General features: G+C 45.8%; 17 protein-coding genes. 13 read left to right on the top strand and 4 right to left on the bottom strand.

The features are described from left to right. Positions 1 to 129 precede the first annotated feature (129 nt). Positions 130 to 918, bottom strand: a complete 789-nt coding sequence (locus tag HW560_RS19225; protein WP_111619566.1) for a polysaccharide deacetylase family protein — start codon at positions 916 to 918, stop codon at positions 130 to 132. 147 nt (positions 919 to 1065) lie between these two features. Between HW560_RS19225 and HW560_RS19230 the strand changes: the two genes are divergently transcribed. From HW560_RS19230 to HW560_RS19250, 5 genes are all read left to right on the top strand, one after another. Beyond that, positions 1066 to 1410 carry a prenylated flavin chaperone LpdD gene (locus HW560_RS19230; protein ID WP_179264261.1) on the top strand — a complete coding sequence of 115 codons (345 nt, stop codon included), beginning with the start codon at positions 1066 to 1068 and terminating at the stop codon, positions 1408 to 1410. A 129-nt stretch (positions 1411 to 1539) separates the two neighbouring features. After that, complete coding sequence (locus tag HW560_RS19235) at positions 1540 to 2211, top strand: PspA/IM30 family protein (protein WP_090899779.1); 672 nt, start codon at positions 1540 to 1542, stop codon at positions 2209 to 2211. 95 nt (positions 2212 to 2306) lie between these two features. Continuing rightward, positions 2307 to 2708, top strand: a complete 402-nt coding sequence (locus HW560_RS19240; protein WP_090899776.1) for a DUF350 domain-containing protein — start codon at positions 2307 to 2309, stop codon at positions 2706 to 2708. Between the two features lie 23 nt (positions 2709 to 2731). Continuing rightward, on the top strand, positions 2732 to 3238 hold the full coding sequence (locus HW560_RS19245) for a DUF4178 domain-containing protein (RefSeq protein WP_063562808.1): 507 nt from the start codon (positions 2732 to 2734) through the stop codon (positions 3236 to 3238). A gap of 11 nt (positions 3239 to 3249) precedes the next feature. Next, positions 3250 to 3996, top strand: coding sequence for a DUF4247 domain-containing protein (locus tag HW560_RS19250; protein WP_179264263.1), 747 nt, complete (start codon positions 3250 to 3252; stop codon positions 3994 to 3996). 113 nt (positions 3997 to 4109) lie between these two features. Here the strand turns inward: HW560_RS19250 and HW560_RS19255 are convergent, their stop codons facing one another. Beyond that, a complete protein-coding gene (locus HW560_RS19255; protein WP_179264265.1) occupies positions 4110 to 4400 on the bottom strand; it encodes an HNH endonuclease in 291 nt (96 codons plus the stop codon). A gap of 172 nt (positions 4401 to 4572) precedes the next feature. On the opposite strand from HW560_RS19255, the gene glp reads away from it, so the two are divergent. After that, complete coding sequence (gene glp / locus HW560_RS19260) at positions 4573 to 5841, top strand: molybdopterin molybdotransferase MoeA (RefSeq protein ID WP_179265851.1); 1269 nt, start codon at positions 4573 to 4575, stop codon at positions 5839 to 5841. 7 nt (positions 5842 to 5848) lie between these two features. Beyond that, positions 5849 to 6394, top strand: a complete 546-nt coding sequence (gene mobB, locus HW560_RS19265) for a molybdopterin-guanine dinucleotide biosynthesis protein B (protein ID WP_177185740.1) — start codon at positions 5849 to 5851, stop codon at positions 6392 to 6394. Positions 6395 to 6579: 185 nt separating this feature from the next. Here mobB and xerS read toward each other — a convergent pair whose 3' ends face one another. Continuing rightward, positions 6580 to 7671, bottom strand: coding sequence for a tyrosine recombinase XerS (xerS, locus tag HW560_RS19270; RefSeq protein WP_257031372.1), 1092 nt, complete (start codon positions 7669 to 7671; stop codon positions 6580 to 6582). Positions 7672 to 7845: 174 nt separating this feature from the next. Between xerS and HW560_RS19275 the strand changes: the two genes are divergently transcribed. Both HW560_RS19275 and HW560_RS19280 read left to right on the top strand, forming a co-directional pair. Beyond that, positions 7846 to 8334 (top strand): GNAT family N-acetyltransferase, encoded by a 489-nt coding sequence (locus tag HW560_RS19275; protein ID WP_076289151.1) that lies wholly within the window; start codon positions 7846 to 7848, stop codon positions 8332 to 8334. Positions 8335 to 8485: 151 nt separating this feature from the next. Beyond that, positions 8486 to 9379: an aldo/keto reductase gene (locus HW560_RS19280; protein ID WP_179264267.1), complete on the top strand. Its 894-nt coding sequence runs from the start codon at positions 8486 to 8488 to the stop codon at positions 9377 to 9379. Between the two features lie 507 nt (positions 9380 to 9886). On the opposite strand, the gene HW560_RS19285 is transcribed toward HW560_RS19280, so the two are convergent. Then, positions 9887 to 10765 carry an aminoglycoside phosphotransferase family protein gene (locus HW560_RS19285; RefSeq protein WP_179264269.1) on the bottom strand — a complete coding sequence of 293 codons (879 nt, stop codon included), beginning with the start codon at positions 10763 to 10765 and terminating at the stop codon, positions 9887 to 9889. Between the two features lie 349 nt (positions 10766 to 11114). On the opposite strand from HW560_RS19285, the gene HW560_RS19290 reads away from it, so the two are divergent. The 4 genes from HW560_RS19290 to HW560_RS19305 are packed head-to-tail and all read left to right on the top strand — an operon-like array spanning position 11115 to position 15044. Continuing rightward, positions 11115 to 11390, top strand: coding sequence for an acyl carrier protein (locus HW560_RS19290; protein ID WP_090899757.1), 276 nt, complete (start codon positions 11115 to 11117; stop codon positions 11388 to 11390). Further along, positions 11377 to 12768 (top strand): hypothetical protein, encoded by a 1392-nt coding sequence (locus HW560_RS19295; protein WP_090899754.1) that lies wholly within the window; start codon positions 11377 to 11379, stop codon positions 12766 to 12768. Before HW560_RS19290 ends, HW560_RS19295 begins: the two co-directional genes overlap by 14 nt. Positions 12769 to 12790: 22 nt before the next feature. Further along, a complete protein-coding gene (locus HW560_RS19300) occupies positions 12791 to 13897 on the top strand; it encodes a glycosyltransferase family protein (RefSeq protein ID WP_179264271.1) in 1107 nt (368 codons plus the stop codon). Continuing rightward, positions 13869 to 15044, top strand: a complete 1176-nt coding sequence (locus HW560_RS19305) for a radical SAM protein (RefSeq protein ID WP_090899750.1) — start codon at positions 13869 to 13871, stop codon at positions 15042 to 15044. Before HW560_RS19300 ends, HW560_RS19305 begins: the two co-directional genes overlap by 29 nt. The last annotated feature ends 5 nt before the right edge of the window (positions 15045 to 15049 follow it).

Below are 15049 nucleotides of genomic sequence, written 5' to 3' on the forward strand. Positions count from 1 at the left end.
AAAGCGTAGCTGCACATCATCATATGTGATTCCAACTAAATCTAAATTAAACAGTAAAGGGTGTCCCTTAATCACGAGAATGTGATTGAAGGGCACCCTTTTGAATATCCGACTTCTGGATTCTTTGACCTATTTGCCCTTTGGCAGTTCCAGCATTTCGTCCAAAGTCACCAGCTCGTACCCGCGGTTACGCAATTCCTCGATAACTTCAGGCAACGCCTCGATGGAACCACTCAGCTTCGATCCGACACCGCCTCCTGCATGCTGAAGAACAATGGAACCCGGTTTGACGGCGGACAGGATGTTTTTTTTGACTTCCTCTTTGGAGAGGCCCTTCCAGTCCAGGGAATCGACATTCCAGTTCACAATGCTGTAATGCTGTTTGGCTGCCCATTGCAGCTGCTGTTCGTTAATGTCGCCATAAGGTGGACGTATCATTTTGGGTGTGTACCCCACCAGATCCCGAATAATATCCCCGGTATGTAAGATTTGTTTGCGAAATGCATTCATGGTCAGCTTACTGAACTCCGGGTGATTGTAGCTGTGATTGCCAACAATATGCCCTTCCTTCACCATGCGTTTCACTAAATCCGGATGTTTCTCGGCGCGATGTCCCACAATGAAAAACGTAGCCCGCACCTTGTATTTCTTTAGAATATCCAACACCTTCGGGGTGAACCGTGGATCAGGTACGTCATCGAAAGTCAGCGCGACCTTTTTTGTCGAAGGGCCATTCGTTTTGAATGTATCCGCATATTTCTGTCTGAGCTGTCCCAGCGTCAGCTGCTCCTCTTCGGAAGAATTAGACTTCGAAGCAGGTTCGGTTTGCGGGCTTGAAGAAGCCCATAACTGAGCAGGAGCGTAACTTCCTCCCAGAAGAATGACCATGATGGATAACATGATGAGGCGTATACGCATGTTAGTGCCTCCTTTTCCCAAATTGCGCTCTCTTTGGTATGCCCGGGGCCATCCGTATTTATGCATGTTGTGAGATGTTTCATTGCTGATTCAGAAAATCAAAGCCATAATTCCACCATATATATAGAAAAGGACAGGTGGAGCAGGATGAATACATACGACTTAAATTCCGTTCGGTTACAGGTGATCGAAGCAGGAGAAGATAAGGTTTTTATAGTAACAGGAGGCAGATCACACATTGGAGCAGTAGCGACTTTTTATCCAGATCGTGAACGGGTGAGTGGAGCTACGGTGCATATTCCAGGACATAAAGAACAAGAACTGTGTGAAAGACTGGCACGTAAGGCTGCCCTGCATTTAAAGGTAACCGTCACTGTGATTATGGGGATTCACTTTGACGCCATTACGCGGATGCAGATTGATGAGATTGTGCAGACTGCAGAGAAGCTGCTTGATGAGGAGCTGTGCCAAACGGGTCGACTAATTCAATAGTTCGATGTAAGCAAAATAGGCTAAAATCGTTTTTTATGATTTTTTTTGTTAAAATTGAAACGAGTAGAACATTGCCACGTATGTATGATTATATACAAGGATGAACTATCGACTAGGAGGAATACCATAATGTCCATTTTCAAACGATTACGCGATTTAACCATGTCTAACATTAACTCTATTATTGACAAGGCAGAAGATCCGATCAAGATGACGGATCAATATATCCGGGATATGCAGGAAGATCTTGAAGATGCGGAGAAAGCTGTTGCTGCACAGATTGCCATTGAGAAGAAATTCAAGCAGCTGTTCGAAGAACAAGAAGCTCTCGTGAAGAAACGTGAGGAACAAGCACATACAGCAGCACGTGCACAGAATATGGATTTGGCCCGTCGGGCACTGGAAGAGAAAAAAGTCGCTGAAGAGAAGATGGCCGAATACAAAACAAGCTATGATCAAAACAAGGCTTCTGCCGATAACCTTCGTGGCAAGCTGGACGAAATGCGCAAACAATTGACTCAAATGAAAAATAAACGCGAAACATTGGTTGCACGCTACAACGCGGCAAAAGCTCAAACCGAAATCAACAAGGCGCTGAACGGATTTAGCTCCGATACTGCAAGTGCCGGCATGAAGCGTATGGAAGAAAAAATGATGCAGATGGAAGCTCAGGCTGAAGCCAGCAATGAGATGTCGTCCAAAGGTAAATCGCTGGACGATGAGTTCGAGAAGCTGGGTAAGGATCAGGCTGTTGAGGATGAACTGGCAGCATTGATGAAGCAATACGAAAATAAGAACTAAACCTTGTAAGCAAGCAGGGGCACCAGCGGAGGAGAGACCAGCGTTTCTCCTTCGCTTTTAATTGCGGTTCATGTTGAAATGTGGGGGCTATGTAAATGGATTTGAACATTTTGGCAATGCTGGTCTGGACGTTATCGGGTTCGGTTTTGCTGTTTGTCTTGATGTATGTGGATTCTTTGTTCACGAAGTATAAGGATTTTGCCGAAGTGAAGGCCGGCAATATGGCCGTTACGACACGTATGGTTATGAAGCTGTTTGCTCAGGGATACGTACTCGCCACCTCCATTTCGACAGCGGGTCATCTTGGAGAAGCGTTGCTTGTATCCGTTGTTTCCTTTGTCATTTTGCTGATTCTGGAGAGTGTGGTTCACTTTATGATTCGGAGATGGGCCAACCTGGATCTGGATACGGGAATACAGCAGGGCAAGACAGGTTACGGTTTGTTCTCGGGTGCCCTACATATCGTGGGCGCATTAATTATTGCAGCTTGTTTATAAGATAAAGAACAGGAGTAATGGGCATGAGTGTGTGGAAACGGATTAAAGGGATAATAGCCAAACCTGAACCGCCTAAGGCAGAGAAAACTATGCTTCAGCTGGCACCTGGTGATATCTGTGAGGTTTCGCTGGTCACCTATGAAGTTGTTGGGCGGGTACATCATCGAGCACGGAATGCGGCTGTCCTCACGTTGCAGGATGGTACGGCAATCCGACATTTGCATATTGAAGAACGGGAAATGACCCGGTATGCCCTCTATACACCCATTGATGGACGTCTCGATGCACCGGATGAGGTGCCTACATTGCTGGATCTGGATGGACGTGCGTATCATCTGGAGGAAGAATACGGAGGAATGGTAACCACTGCAGGCAGGACACCCTATGGTCAGGCGGGGGAACAATTAGTATGGCAATATCAGTCTGATGATAACATGCTTTTGCGTGTGGAGTGGCAAGACAGAAGATTTACACTGTATGAGGGTGAGTCCATTCTTCCTGCGGATATCAAAGTGATTCGTTCGAGCTAGGAGAGGTTCCAATGAAAAAGCGCTTGGCACATGGATTAAAATTAATGCTGGTCCTCAGCCTTGTGATGTCGCTGCTGTCCGCGTGCGGAGCACCTTCCGTTCAGGACACATATCCGCTTGAATCGGTCAGCGGCAGTGGTAACACGACATCCTATGTGTACCGAGCTGCCGAACGTACCGTTCCAGAGGTCGCTCAGGAATTATCTGAACAGCGGAAGCCGGATCAGATCTCGGCGGAAAATACAGAGCGGATGTTCCTGGTGTATCAGGACCAGTATTATCATTTGCAGCAAGACCCGAATAAAGTGGAAGACACCTTGGTTGAGGTGGATTCCAAGGAATATGTTCGGCAGAATTATGATTCGTCCTTTTTGCAAGGCTACTTAACCGCAACATTAATCGGTAATTTGTTTGATTCGTTCGGGGGTAGAGGGTCCGGTACGTATCGGGGTTATACGAACAAGGACACGTACAAGCCAAGAGAAGGCTCCTATCGGACACCGACGAGCAGCGATAAAAAGGTGGCTCCACCGATTACCGTTGACCGAAAAGGGTCAATTACCCGGCGTGGCAGCGATAAGGATTCGAGCGTAGGGTCCGGTGGAGGATTATTCAGCCGAAATAAGGAACAAAGCAAAGGCACAATTGATCGTAATAAGAGCAGTGGCGGCCTTGGAGGATTGTTTGATTCACCGAAGAGCTCTTATAAAAAGCCCAAAACGAGGGTTGGCGGTGGCCGAATCATGAGGCGTAGGTAGCACTTCTCATGAAAGGGACCCGCAATATTAAATCATTCGCAGAAGAACAGTGAAAAGGTAAGGTGGAGCGAGCTATGCCACTGAACATGACCTTGGACGCTGTTCTTTTTGTTTTACGATTTGCGGACATGATGAGACTTTCGAACACGAGGAATGGTTGTGGCAGGTTGTTTGCGAATCCAGCGGATATAAGGAGCGATGCGCTCATCTTGCCTTAGTGCCTGTATTCCAGTTAAACCTAAGGTCATAATATCACGATTGGTATATAGGGAATGAATTTGTTTGTGGCAAGAGATACAAAGATCGGCAGTAGGCATGTGCGTTCCGCCCATTTCTTTTGGTGTCAGGTGATGGACGGTTGTCTCGACAGGCTCCCTTCCACATAATTCGCATCGTTGGTTCACATACGTCAGCTCCTTTTCTCTTACATATTATGGTCTGTCCATTCGTCTTTCATGTGAATGGGTTGTTGGAGAGTACTTGTCATGACCTGGCTTTCGGGCTACACTTTTTAAGATGAACAAATGACCCAGGGAGGTTCTATCGCCATTGAAAATAAATTCACATTCAACGGATATGACGACTTCGAAATTTATCCGTAAAGCTATACAAGTACCGGATGCGCAGGCGAAAGTTGCTGCTCATGTCAGTTCGGGTTCAATAGAAAAGGTAACACTTGAGCAAGCACATGGTCGAACGCTTGCTGAGACAATTCATGCTCCCCATCCTTACCCATTCTTTCGTCGTTCCGGAATGGATGGATTTGCGATTCTAAGTTCGGATACGATTGAAGCATCCAGCGAGCAGCAGATTTGGTTCCGTATCATTGATGAAATTCCATGCGGGTATATATCGGATCTTACGATTACATCGGGTACAGCTGCTCGGATCATGACAGGAGCTCAGGTACCGGAAGGTGCAGATGCTGTTGTTATGATGGAGATGACTGAAAGTAAAGAAGAGCATGGGGAACAATGGATTGGCCTGAAGCGCCATATTCAGCCGGAAGCCAACATTACGCCGATTGGATTGGAGGTATATGAGGGGCAATTGCTGCTTGAAGCAGGAACGATTATTCAGGCAGGTGAACAATCCGTGCTGGCGACATTCGGCGTAGGTCAAGTGCCTGTATACAAACGCCCCAAGGTAGCCATTTTTGCAACAGGTTCAGAATTATTGGAAGTGGACGAGCCGCTGCAACCCGGGCGTATTCGGAACAGTAACAGCTATATGCTTCGTTCTCTGGTCGTTGAAGCGGGGGGCGAGCCGGTTATGTATGGTTCGATTGCTGATGACGTAGATACTGCACGTACGAAGCTTGCAGAAGCGCTTGAACATAATGATATGGTGGTCACAACAGGTGGGGTATCGGTTGGAGATTATGATATTATGGGGGATTTGGTTCGGGAAGGGAATATGGAGATGCTGTTTAATAAAGTGACCATGCGTCCCGGCAGTGTTACGACGGCTGCTGTGATTAATGACAAGCTGCTCTTTGCGCTTTCGGGCAATCCGGGAGCTTGTTTTGTTGGCTTTGAGTTATTTGTTCGGCCAACGATCCGTATGATTCAGGCCGATGCTCATCCATATTTGGAAGAATGGACAGCCATTTTGGATGATGACTATACCAAGGTGAACAATTTTACGCGATTTGTACGCGGACGGACTGAGATACGTAACGGAATGGTGTATGCTAAACCTTCTGCCGCGCGTGTGGATGAATCCAGTGTCATGATTACCATTAAAGACAGCGATTGCCTGATCGTTGTTCCGCCCGAGAAAAAAGGCATTCCTGCTGGTGAACAGGTTCGAATTCTCAGACTTCCTACGGGTCATGTCAGGTAGGTCATACATGGCTGAAACAAGCATCACTTCACCACATATCATGCAGATTGTTGGATATAAAAACACAGGCAAAAGCACTTTAATTGCTGCGCTTACCAGGTCCCTTACCTTTGCTGGACGAAAAGTGGCTGTAATTAAACATGATGGACATGATCATTTTGAGATGGATCACGAAGGAACCGATTCCTACAGCTTTGCTCAGGCAGGGGCTGATGCAGTCGTTGTTTTGTCAGAGAAACGTACCGCACTCATTGAAAGACAAGCAACGTCGTTGGAAGACATGATAAACTATCTGTCAAGGTATGACTGGATTCTAATTGAGGGATACAAACAAGCTCCTTACCCCAAATTGGTCATGGTCCGTGAAGAGAAAGATCTCTCTCTAATGGAGACGTTACAGGATGCAGTCGGGATTGTTTCATGGCTGACGGATGACAAGAGGGAATGTGTGGAGAAAAGTGGGGATCTCGTTTGGCATTCTGTTCATGAGGCAGAGGATATAGCAAGATGGCTGGTTTCGCTTGAATGTCATGAAGAGAAAAGAAGATTATGACGAAATAATTATTATGTAAACTGAATGGCATGAAATGTAAGGAAAAGAGTATGTTTTCATTAATTTTGTGAATGAATTAAAATGGAAAAAGCGATCCTTGCAGGACATTTTCCTGAAAGAATCGCTTTTTTTAAGTTACCATGTAATGGATCTAATGAATCGGCATGCTGAGCAGCATAAATAGGCTACATCCCATCATCTGTGCGACGTTCAATGGCTTCAGACATCGTTTTATCCGTGAGGTGCGCGTAAATTTCGGTTGTTTCCGTAGAAGCGTGTCCAAGCTGTTCCTTCGTTTTATAGATATCATTTTGCAAATAATAGTCTGTGGCAAAAGAATGGCGCAATTTATGAACAGTCAGATACGGCTTGCCGAATTGTTTGGCGTACTTCATGATCATAGCCTGTATGGCCCGTTTGGTCATCCGACTTCCTTCTGAATCTCCATTGCGAAGAGCGATAAACAGCCCTTTTTCCCGTTTGGGTGTACGGTAACGTGATTGGCGCAGATTGATATAAGTTGCGAGTTCATCCTTGGCTTGTTCTCTAAAATACACGGGCGTCTTAAACGTCTCATCATTATTACCTTTGCGATATACATACAGCAGCTTATTGTTGAGATCCAGATCATCCACGTTCAGGTTCACCACTTCAGATACACGCAAACCCGAATTCAGAATGAGACTGGCGATACAGGCATCTCGTTCTTTGTTTAGCTCATGTGAGTAAATTGCCTGTTTGTTCTTTTCCATATCTACGGCATATCCTTCAAGGATGTATCCGATAAATTCCAGTAACTCTTCTTCCTCCAGAAGTTTACCCTTTAGTTTGGCTGCTGTATCTTTGGGTTTATGGGTGCGTTTGATCTCAATCTTCGCCATAATGTTTCGTTTCAGCAGGGGGTAGAAATCTTCATCTTCTGCAATCTGACTCAAATAATGAAAGAGCGAACGAAGGGAAGAAAGCTTGCGGGATACCGTGATTCTGGAGTTGGCTCCTTCACGCTTGGTGGCCAGAAATAATCGATAAGATGTTACTGATTCCATTCGAAGGACTTCCAGCTCAGTCAATGTAACTTCCTTATTGGAGCTTGCCTCGGATAATCCTTCCGCACGCAACCAGCCAAAGAAAGCTTCGTAATCCCTTAAATATTCAAGCAGCGTAGAAGGAGATAAGTCGGGTAATTTATAGTCAATGAATTGCTGAACGAACCACGGCATGGAAGGCAGTTTGTCATCCAGCTTGCGTCGGTCGATCTCTTTTTGCACATTGGTCAAGTTCGGCACCCCCATGTTAAAATAATTTCTAAAATATGCTATATCCTAGTTTACCATATTTAGATCGTCACAGCCTGATCACGGAACCGGAATAATCCAATTCATGCTTCCTTGCCCTTGGCGGTGTAAAGCTTTAAAGTATGAGTTATAAGTAGAGCAGAGGAGGTGAACCGGATGAATATAAAAATAGAGCTGGTTCCCCGGGAACGCAGTCAGGTGATTCGGCACTTAATGCAATTTTATCTGTATGATTTTACTAAATATTTGAATATTGATGTGGATAGTAACGGTATTTTCCCGGAGTATCCCGGATTGGACGCTTTTTGGTCAGAGGAAGACCGCAAGTTTCCTTTTTTGATTACAAGTGATGAGGCACCAGCAGGGTTTGCATTAGTAGAGCGTTGTGAACCTGGCAGCAAAGATAATGACTACTACTTGACCGAGTTTTTTGTAATGCAGAAATACCGGCGTAGTGGAGTGGGTACCCGGGCCGCTTATGAGCTGTTTGAACGTTTTCCTGGAAGGTGGAAAGTAACCCAGGTGCGGAACAATGTCATTGCTCAGGCATTCTGGCGAAAAATCATTGGAGAATACACGGGAGGCCGCTTTCGTGAGAAATTTCATCCTGAACTGGGGAACCCGAGTCAGTTCTTCGTAACCTGATTTAACGGATGTACCGAGTTGGAGGAAATAAAGTAGGACAACAAGTGGGTGTAATACCCAACATAAGGGTAATACATACCGAAAACTATTTTGTACTATATGAACTTTCATTATCTGTAACCAAATTCACAAGGCTTGGAGGAAATGATCCATGGAACTGCGTAATTACGGAAACACTGGCATGAAAGTAAGTACACTTGGGTTTGGTGGAGCGGAGATCGGAAAGGACGTATCCAAAGCAGATGTAGAAATATTGCTAAACAGTGCGTTGGATGCAGGGTTAAACGTCATTGACACGGCTGAATGTTATGGGGATAGTGAAGAGTTAATTGGAGATGTGCTATCACATCGCAGAGATGATTATTATTTGTTTACCAAATGTGGACATGCCGCCGGGATCGATGGCCCGGATTGGGACGCCAAAGTACTAGAGCAAACGATTGACCGTAGCCTTAGAAGACTAAAAACGGAATACGTGGATGTCATCCACCTTCATAGTTGCTCTGAAGAAGTACTTCGGCAAGGAGCGGTTATAGAAGTGCTGCAGCGAGCCAAGGAAGCTGGGAAAACAAGGTTTATTGGATATAGCGGCGATACAACGGATGCCCTTTATGCCATTCAGACAGGTGTGTTCGACAGCTTGGAAACCTCGCTGAACATTGCAGATCAGGAAGCTATCGAACTGACGTTGCCTGAGGCAAGAAAGAGAAATATGGGTGTTATCGCCAAACGTCCCATTGCCAATGCGGCATGGACGTATGACTCGCTTTCAGAAGAAGCGTATCCCTATGTATACTGGAAACGCTTAACTGAACTTGGTTATGGTTTTCTGGGTGAAGATGCACAAACAGCCGTTGAAACGGCTTTACGTTTTACGCTCAGTACAAAAGGGGTAGACACGGCAATTGTGGGTACAGCTAAACCTAACCGTTGGCAGCAAAATGCGGATCTCGTCGCCAAAGGAGCTCTGAGTAAGGAGTTATATGACGAGATTAGAGAACGTTGGAAAGAAATAGCGGGAGCTGACTGGATTGGACGAACTTGATTCTATCAGCTATAAAAATAGCATGATAATTACAAAGTCGCCTTAAAGGCGGCTTTTTTTATTGGCAACAACCTTATATTTTCACTATATGAAAAATTCACAATAACAAAAGCGTACTTGCTATGTCCACAGGGAGGGGGTGCTTCCGCCAGATTTTTACCCAAGAATTAAGGGAGAATTTAAACGTATAGCTACAAATGTTAACTCACGGCAGCTTGCCTTCGCACACTATATTATTATTTCAATATATGAAAAATTCACAATAGTAAGATTAATTTACGCTCCCCAGTTCATACCTGCATCCCTACTACACCATCCCACCAACTCGTTATAACGAACTGCCTTATCCTCGGCTTCATGTCAACACTGATTTGGAATTAATAGTGCAAGATTTAGAGGTTAAATGAGATGGCCGAAATAAAATGTAAAACCAATCTACGGATAAGCAGAAAGAAATCCCTATGCGGGGCTGTGCGCCCCGCGTAGGGATTTGGTAGGGTCATATGCTTAGAGCGATGTATAGTCACGAATAATGAAATCTATGACACGCTTTCCCCAATTCGAGGTTTCCGATCCTTGTTCATTCCAATCGTAGGAGATGAGTGCTTTCCACAAAGCCCAACCACGGGCACGATCAACCGTATCTTGGTCAACATTCATGCAGTTTAAGAATATATTACGACTTACATCATCAAAAAAGTTCCATGCCATTACAAGATCACTTGAAGGATCGCCCACGCCCATAGTTCCAAAATCAATGACTCCGCATAGTCGTCCATCTTGCACGAGCAGATTGCCTACTGCAACATCACCATGGAGCCATAACGGGGACGCCTGATAATTCGTTGCCAGCGCAAGCTCCCATATTTCAGTGATGAGCTTTGAATCGTATTGGCCGGATACCTTTTCAATGACGGTCCTTGTATCTGTATCGTAGACCGATAAGTTTCCGCCGCGATGAAAATTTTGAATGCCTGCGGGTATACCGTAACTAGCATCAATGGCTTGGAGTTCCCTTAGAAATGTAGCGAGGTCTTCGGCAAATACGCTGAGATCGAGTACGTTAGTATGCGAGACGGTCTCGCCTGCGATCCATTGGTTGATTGACCAGGGAAGGGGATATTCGTCCGAGGGCTCACCTTTGGCAATGGGAGCTGGAATGGGCAAGGACAGTTGAGGTTGGAAAACTGGAAGCCACTTCAGTTCTTTTTCTACAGCAGAGGCGTAACGTTCGTGACTCGGTAAACGAATCGTCATTTCGTCTCCCAATCGATAGGTGCGGTTATCGTGCCCGCTTTTTTCTACAGGTGTTATCGTTAAACCCTTCCACTTCGGAAATTGACTATCGACTAATTGACGAACCAGTTCATTCGTAATTTCAATCATGTTCTCGCCTCATTTTCTATTAAATGGGTGGCTTTAAACGCTAGTACATAAATTTTAACAATTTGTCTTGATCTTATCAAAGGGAGAAAATCGTCCAAAACAAAATGAGGAAGTTCGACCCTGTGAGGCCGCTAAAATAGCGGTTTTTTAGTGGCTAGAAGCCTTGTTGGTGAGGGCGAAATCACAGGTTTTTATCCCTTGACATAAAATGTCATTATAAAGATAATAATTGTAACTTTGGAAGAGGGAGGAGAAATCAACACCAAGCTCAGGTTTGATTTGAATGGTATGTAAGCGTAATAATTTCGGTTGTACCCTCACACAATGATCACTTTAAAGGAGTGTAGTCATGTACGATAAAATCGTAGATATTTTGTGCGCTATCAAAGAAGACCAACCGGAACTACGCCAATCCCTGTCCCCAGCAACGGATCTGAATAACGATATTGGTCTCGATTCTCTGCAAATGATCCAGTTTATGCTCAAAGTCGAGGATCAATTGAACGTAATTATTGACTATGACGAATTCGATTATGAACATCTTCAGTCGATCGACACATTTATAACCTTTCTGAAAAGCTGCCAGTCGCAAGAGCAATTATTGTACGAAGATGTCCAGAATTGAGGCCGCGGTGATTCCAAGAATTGTTATGGGCACGTTTGACCCTGAAACGCGATGGAGGGATCCGGACTTAGCCAAGTTACCTGCTATGCCTGACAAGGACAGGGAATCCATTGTCTTATGTATGGACGAGCTGTTGTTTCCATTTTGCGGGCCAGACGATATCCTCTACACCCGCTGCAAAATCGATCAAAAGCTGTACGAATATCTAAACGGGTTAGGTTTTTCCTTTCGCAGCCGTTATCACTTTGATTTGAACGATGAGAAGAGGACCCTGCCCGAACCGGACATTTTCAAGCAGTGCATGTTCAGTCTTGCTTCAGACAATCAACAGCGTGAAGAGATCTTGACCCACAACGAAAAACAGCTCTCTCCTTATGCCATTACGGCTGATACGGAGGAGTACCTGCGTGCCGAAGGATCGTTGGGTTCTTTGCCCGACCTTGAGACGGTTAAACGTGTAAATTCCAAATTCTACTCTAACCGACTGGTGAACAGAATCGGAGAGAAGTGTTATGGCACGGAAGTGAACAGTGTAGTAGAAGTGCAGGCTGTCGGAAATACGCTGCTGAAGCGAGGGGCGTATTTGCTGAAAGATCCATTCGGTGTTTCCGGCAAGGGCAATATGCTCATTGAAAATGAAGCCATGCAGCGAAGGATAGCAGAGCATCTGGACAAGCAGGAGAGAAGAGGATTGCGCTCGCAATTCCTGCTGGAACCACTGCTGAGAAAAGAGATTGATTTCAGCTCACACTGGTTCATTCGTAAGAGCGGGGAGAGAGATTTCATTTCCGTTCAGCGAATGATAAATCAGCAGCAGAATTACGGCGGTTCTATTAGAGCAGATGAGACTTTGCTTCTTCTGCTGGAGAGCGCGGGTTATTTTGATACGATGGAAAAGGCACTTCGGGTATTATTCGAGGATGGATACCATGGCTTCGTGTGCTTCGACTCCATGATTCTGGAGGATGGCGATATCGTACCCATTGTTGAGATTAACGCCCGCAAGTCCATGGGTCTTATTAATGCTTATCTCGATAAAGGCTGGAAAACGTACGGCCATAGCGGCCTTCTTACCTTCCTCTCTCTCGGTCTACCTGAAGGCTTCACGTTCGGAAAGTTGCTCGACGCCTTGCATGTATCCGGTCTTCTATTCAAAGGGCAAGGTGAGTACGGAATTATGCCTATTTCATCTAACACCGTAATGGTGAATGATATTCTGACCTCACGGCGTATAGCCGAGGGAATCCAGAGTCATCGTGGTATGCCGAAGGGACGATTGTATATCTCGGTGGTGGGCCGTGATGACGAACATCGCAATGAACTGATCGTAAGTCTGAGACAGGTACTCGCTGACTTGTCTATTAAAGTGTACAACTAATTCTGGAATGCGGAGGCTGCGCATGAATTCATCTTCGGTTACCCTGCTTGCGTCGGGCAATTCGCTTGGTGCATACATTCCGGCTATGCATCTGAACACTTACCTGCAAGATAGAGGTGTTCGAACGGACGTTTACGTTCTGGAGAACCTGTATCATGAAGGAATCAGAGGCAAGATTAATTCCACCAAAAAAGCATTTCATGCCGATTTCTCTGTTGCCCTTATGGGGCATAAACTGGCCAAGCCTGTAGACTCTTCCCTGAACGAAGCGGAAGTCCAGTTGCTGTTGGATGGATGGATACGTGATGGGGTATCTCATTTTGCTGTGTTTACCGGTTTTTGGCTCCCGGTCCTGGAGAGGTACAAAGCCATTGCACCTTCGTCTCTGGATATTCAACTGATTCGTTTGGATGTGTGCGATACGCCCTCGTTTAAAGTACACAGGTCCTTGTATCCGGACTACGATAATGTCTGGCTTTACGAGCCTTCAAGGTTGTATCCAGATTATTATATTGCCTCCAATGAAAAGGAAGTCCTGCCTTATGCACAGCGAGACGGACGCATTCTGGTCCATGGCGGCGGCTGGGGCATAGGAACGTACGCGTCAACGATTGCAGAGCTTCGTCAATGTAATTACTTGCTGGATGTGATCGTCTATGATCCTTCCGAGGTCGAGGAAGACGATGGTAGCACACGTTACTTCGGAACTGAGGCTTCATGGAACCCGTGGAGTCGGGATGCCCAAGGGCGGCATTCGTTTCCGCCAATGAACCAATATGTACGTGAAGATGGCATTCTTCGGGCAATTCCGCTCCGTGATTACTCTGCTTACACGCATCTGATGCGCAATTGTGCTGCCATTATCAGCAAGCCAGGAGGAGCGACGCTTAACGATTCGTTGTCCTGCGGAATACCTTTTGTCATGTTAGAGCCGTTTGGCGACCATGAGCTTCAGAATTCAAACTATTGGGAATCCTGTGGTTTCGGTATTCGATTCGCGGAATGGAAAGCCCTGGATTACTCGGAACAACATCTCGAAGAAATGTACGGACATTTGCTGGAGCAGCGATCAAAAATCAATCATTTGGGGAGGAAAACGCATGCAGCCGAAAACAGCAGTTACGTTTGATAAGCTGACATTCCAAAATATGAAAAGAACCCTCGTTCCGCTCGCCGAAACGGGAAGGAAACGCCGGGAGGACCCGACATATGCCGCACCCGTGCCTTATGAGATCGGAATCAAGCTTAATAACGGCTGTAACCTTCGCTGCAAACATTGCTTTGAATGGAATCCAGATGGCTTCCATCACGGCTTTGCCAGTGAAGTGAAAAGAGACGAAATCGAGATTCCCGTCGTGGAGAAACTGCTCGCCGAAACGAGAGAACGCAAATCACGTGTGTTCCTGTGGGGCGGAGAACCGCTATTCTACTCCAAGTTCGATGAACTGGCAGAACTGCTGGCTAAGGAAGACCGGCATACAACCATTTGTACAAACGCAATTCTCATTGAACAAAAGCTGGATTCCATTTTGAAAATGTCTAAGAATTTAGTCATGCTGGTCAGCCTGGAAGGATTCGAGAAGGAGAATGACGCGATTCGGGGCAAAGGCACGTTCAAAAAAGTGATTCACGCCATACAGCTGCTGTTGGATCTGCAAAAGCAGGGCTTGTACAAAGGCAAAGTGTCCGTAGCTCTGACCGTAAATGACCAGATGGTTGATCAGTTGTATAGCTTGATGGAATTCTTTGAAGAGTTGGGTGTTGATTCCGTGTACTTCTGCTTCCCATGGTACATCCCTTCCGATACGGCGGAAAAAATGGACACCTACTTTGATGCGCACTTTCCGCACCTGGCCTCCCGCTTTGCGAGCGACCACAAGAACAGCTGGCACTCTTTCACGTTTCACATCTCACCGGATCGTTACGACACATTAATCGAGGAATTTAAACGAGTTAATTCACGAGTGTGGAATGTACGTATCCGCTATCAGCCTGCGCTGGAGCCCGAAGAGGTAGAAGATTTTATTCGGGGTAGCGAAAAGCCGGCCATGAATCGGACCAAGTGTTTTTCGATCTCCAATCGGATGGACGTGATGCCAGACGGTAAGGTCAATCCATGCAAATTTTTTCCGGAATTCAGTGTCGGTAATTTATATGAAGAAAGTGTGACCGATATTTTCCACGGTGAGGATCTGCGAAAACAACGCGAGGTTCTGGCCTGCGGCCTGACACCGATTTGCTCCAAATGCGTGCTTTTGTATAACAACGGAGTTTAATCGCT

The sequence above is a fragment of the Paenibacillus sp. E222 genome (assembly GCF_013401555.1).
Lineage (GTDB): Bacteria > Bacillota > Bacilli > Paenibacillales > Paenibacillaceae > Paenibacillus.

Bases quoted from the DNA above. Each gene is read 5' to 3' on its own strand.
- HW560_RS19225 (WP_111619566.1), bottom strand. From the start codon at position 918: ATGCGTATACGCCTCATCATGTTATCCATCATGGTCATTCTTCTGGGA.
- HW560_RS19230 (WP_179264261.1), top strand. From the start codon at position 1,066: ATGAATACATACGACTTAAATTCCGTTCGGTTACAGGTGATCGAAGCA.
- HW560_RS19235 (WP_090899779.1), top strand. From the start codon at position 1,540: ATGTCCATTTTCAAACGATTACGCGATTTAACCATGTCTAACATTAAC.
- HW560_RS19240 (WP_090899776.1), top strand. From the start codon at position 2,307: ATGGATTTGAACATTTTGGCAATGCTGGTCTGGACGTTATCGGGTTCG.
- HW560_RS19245 (WP_063562808.1), top strand. From the start codon at position 2,732: ATGAGTGTGTGGAAACGGATTAAAGGGATAATAGCCAAACCTGAACCG.
- HW560_RS19250 (WP_179264263.1), top strand. From the start codon at position 3,250: ATGAAAAAGCGCTTGGCACATGGATTAAAATTAATGCTGGTCCTCAGC.
- glp (WP_179265851.1), top strand. From the start codon at position 4,573: ATGACGACTTCGAAATTTATCCGTAAAGCTATACAAGTACCGGATGCG.
- mobB (WP_177185740.1), top strand. From the start codon at position 5,849: ATGGCTGAAACAAGCATCACTTCACCACATATCATGCAGATTGTTGGA.
- HW560_RS19275 (WP_076289151.1), top strand. From the start codon at position 7,846: ATGAATATAAAAATAGAGCTGGTTCCCCGGGAACGCAGTCAGGTGATT.
- HW560_RS19280 (WP_179264267.1), top strand. From the start codon at position 8,486: ATGGAACTGCGTAATTACGGAAACACTGGCATGAAAGTAAGTACACTT.
- HW560_RS19285 (WP_179264269.1), bottom strand. From the start codon at position 10,765: ATGATTGAAATTACGAATGAACTGGTTCGTCAATTAGTCGATAGTCAA.
- HW560_RS19290 (WP_090899757.1), top strand. From the start codon at position 11,115: ATGTACGATAAAATCGTAGATATTTTGTGCGCTATCAAAGAAGACCAA.
- HW560_RS19295 (WP_090899754.1), top strand. From the start codon at position 11,377: ATGTCCAGAATTGAGGCCGCGGTGATTCCAAGAATTGTTATGGGCACG.
- HW560_RS19300 (WP_179264271.1), top strand. From the start codon at position 12,791: ATGAATTCATCTTCGGTTACCCTGCTTGCGTCGGGCAATTCGCTTGGT.
- HW560_RS19305 (WP_090899750.1), top strand. From the start codon at position 13,869: ATGCAGCCGAAAACAGCAGTTACGTTTGATAAGCTGACATTCCAAAAT.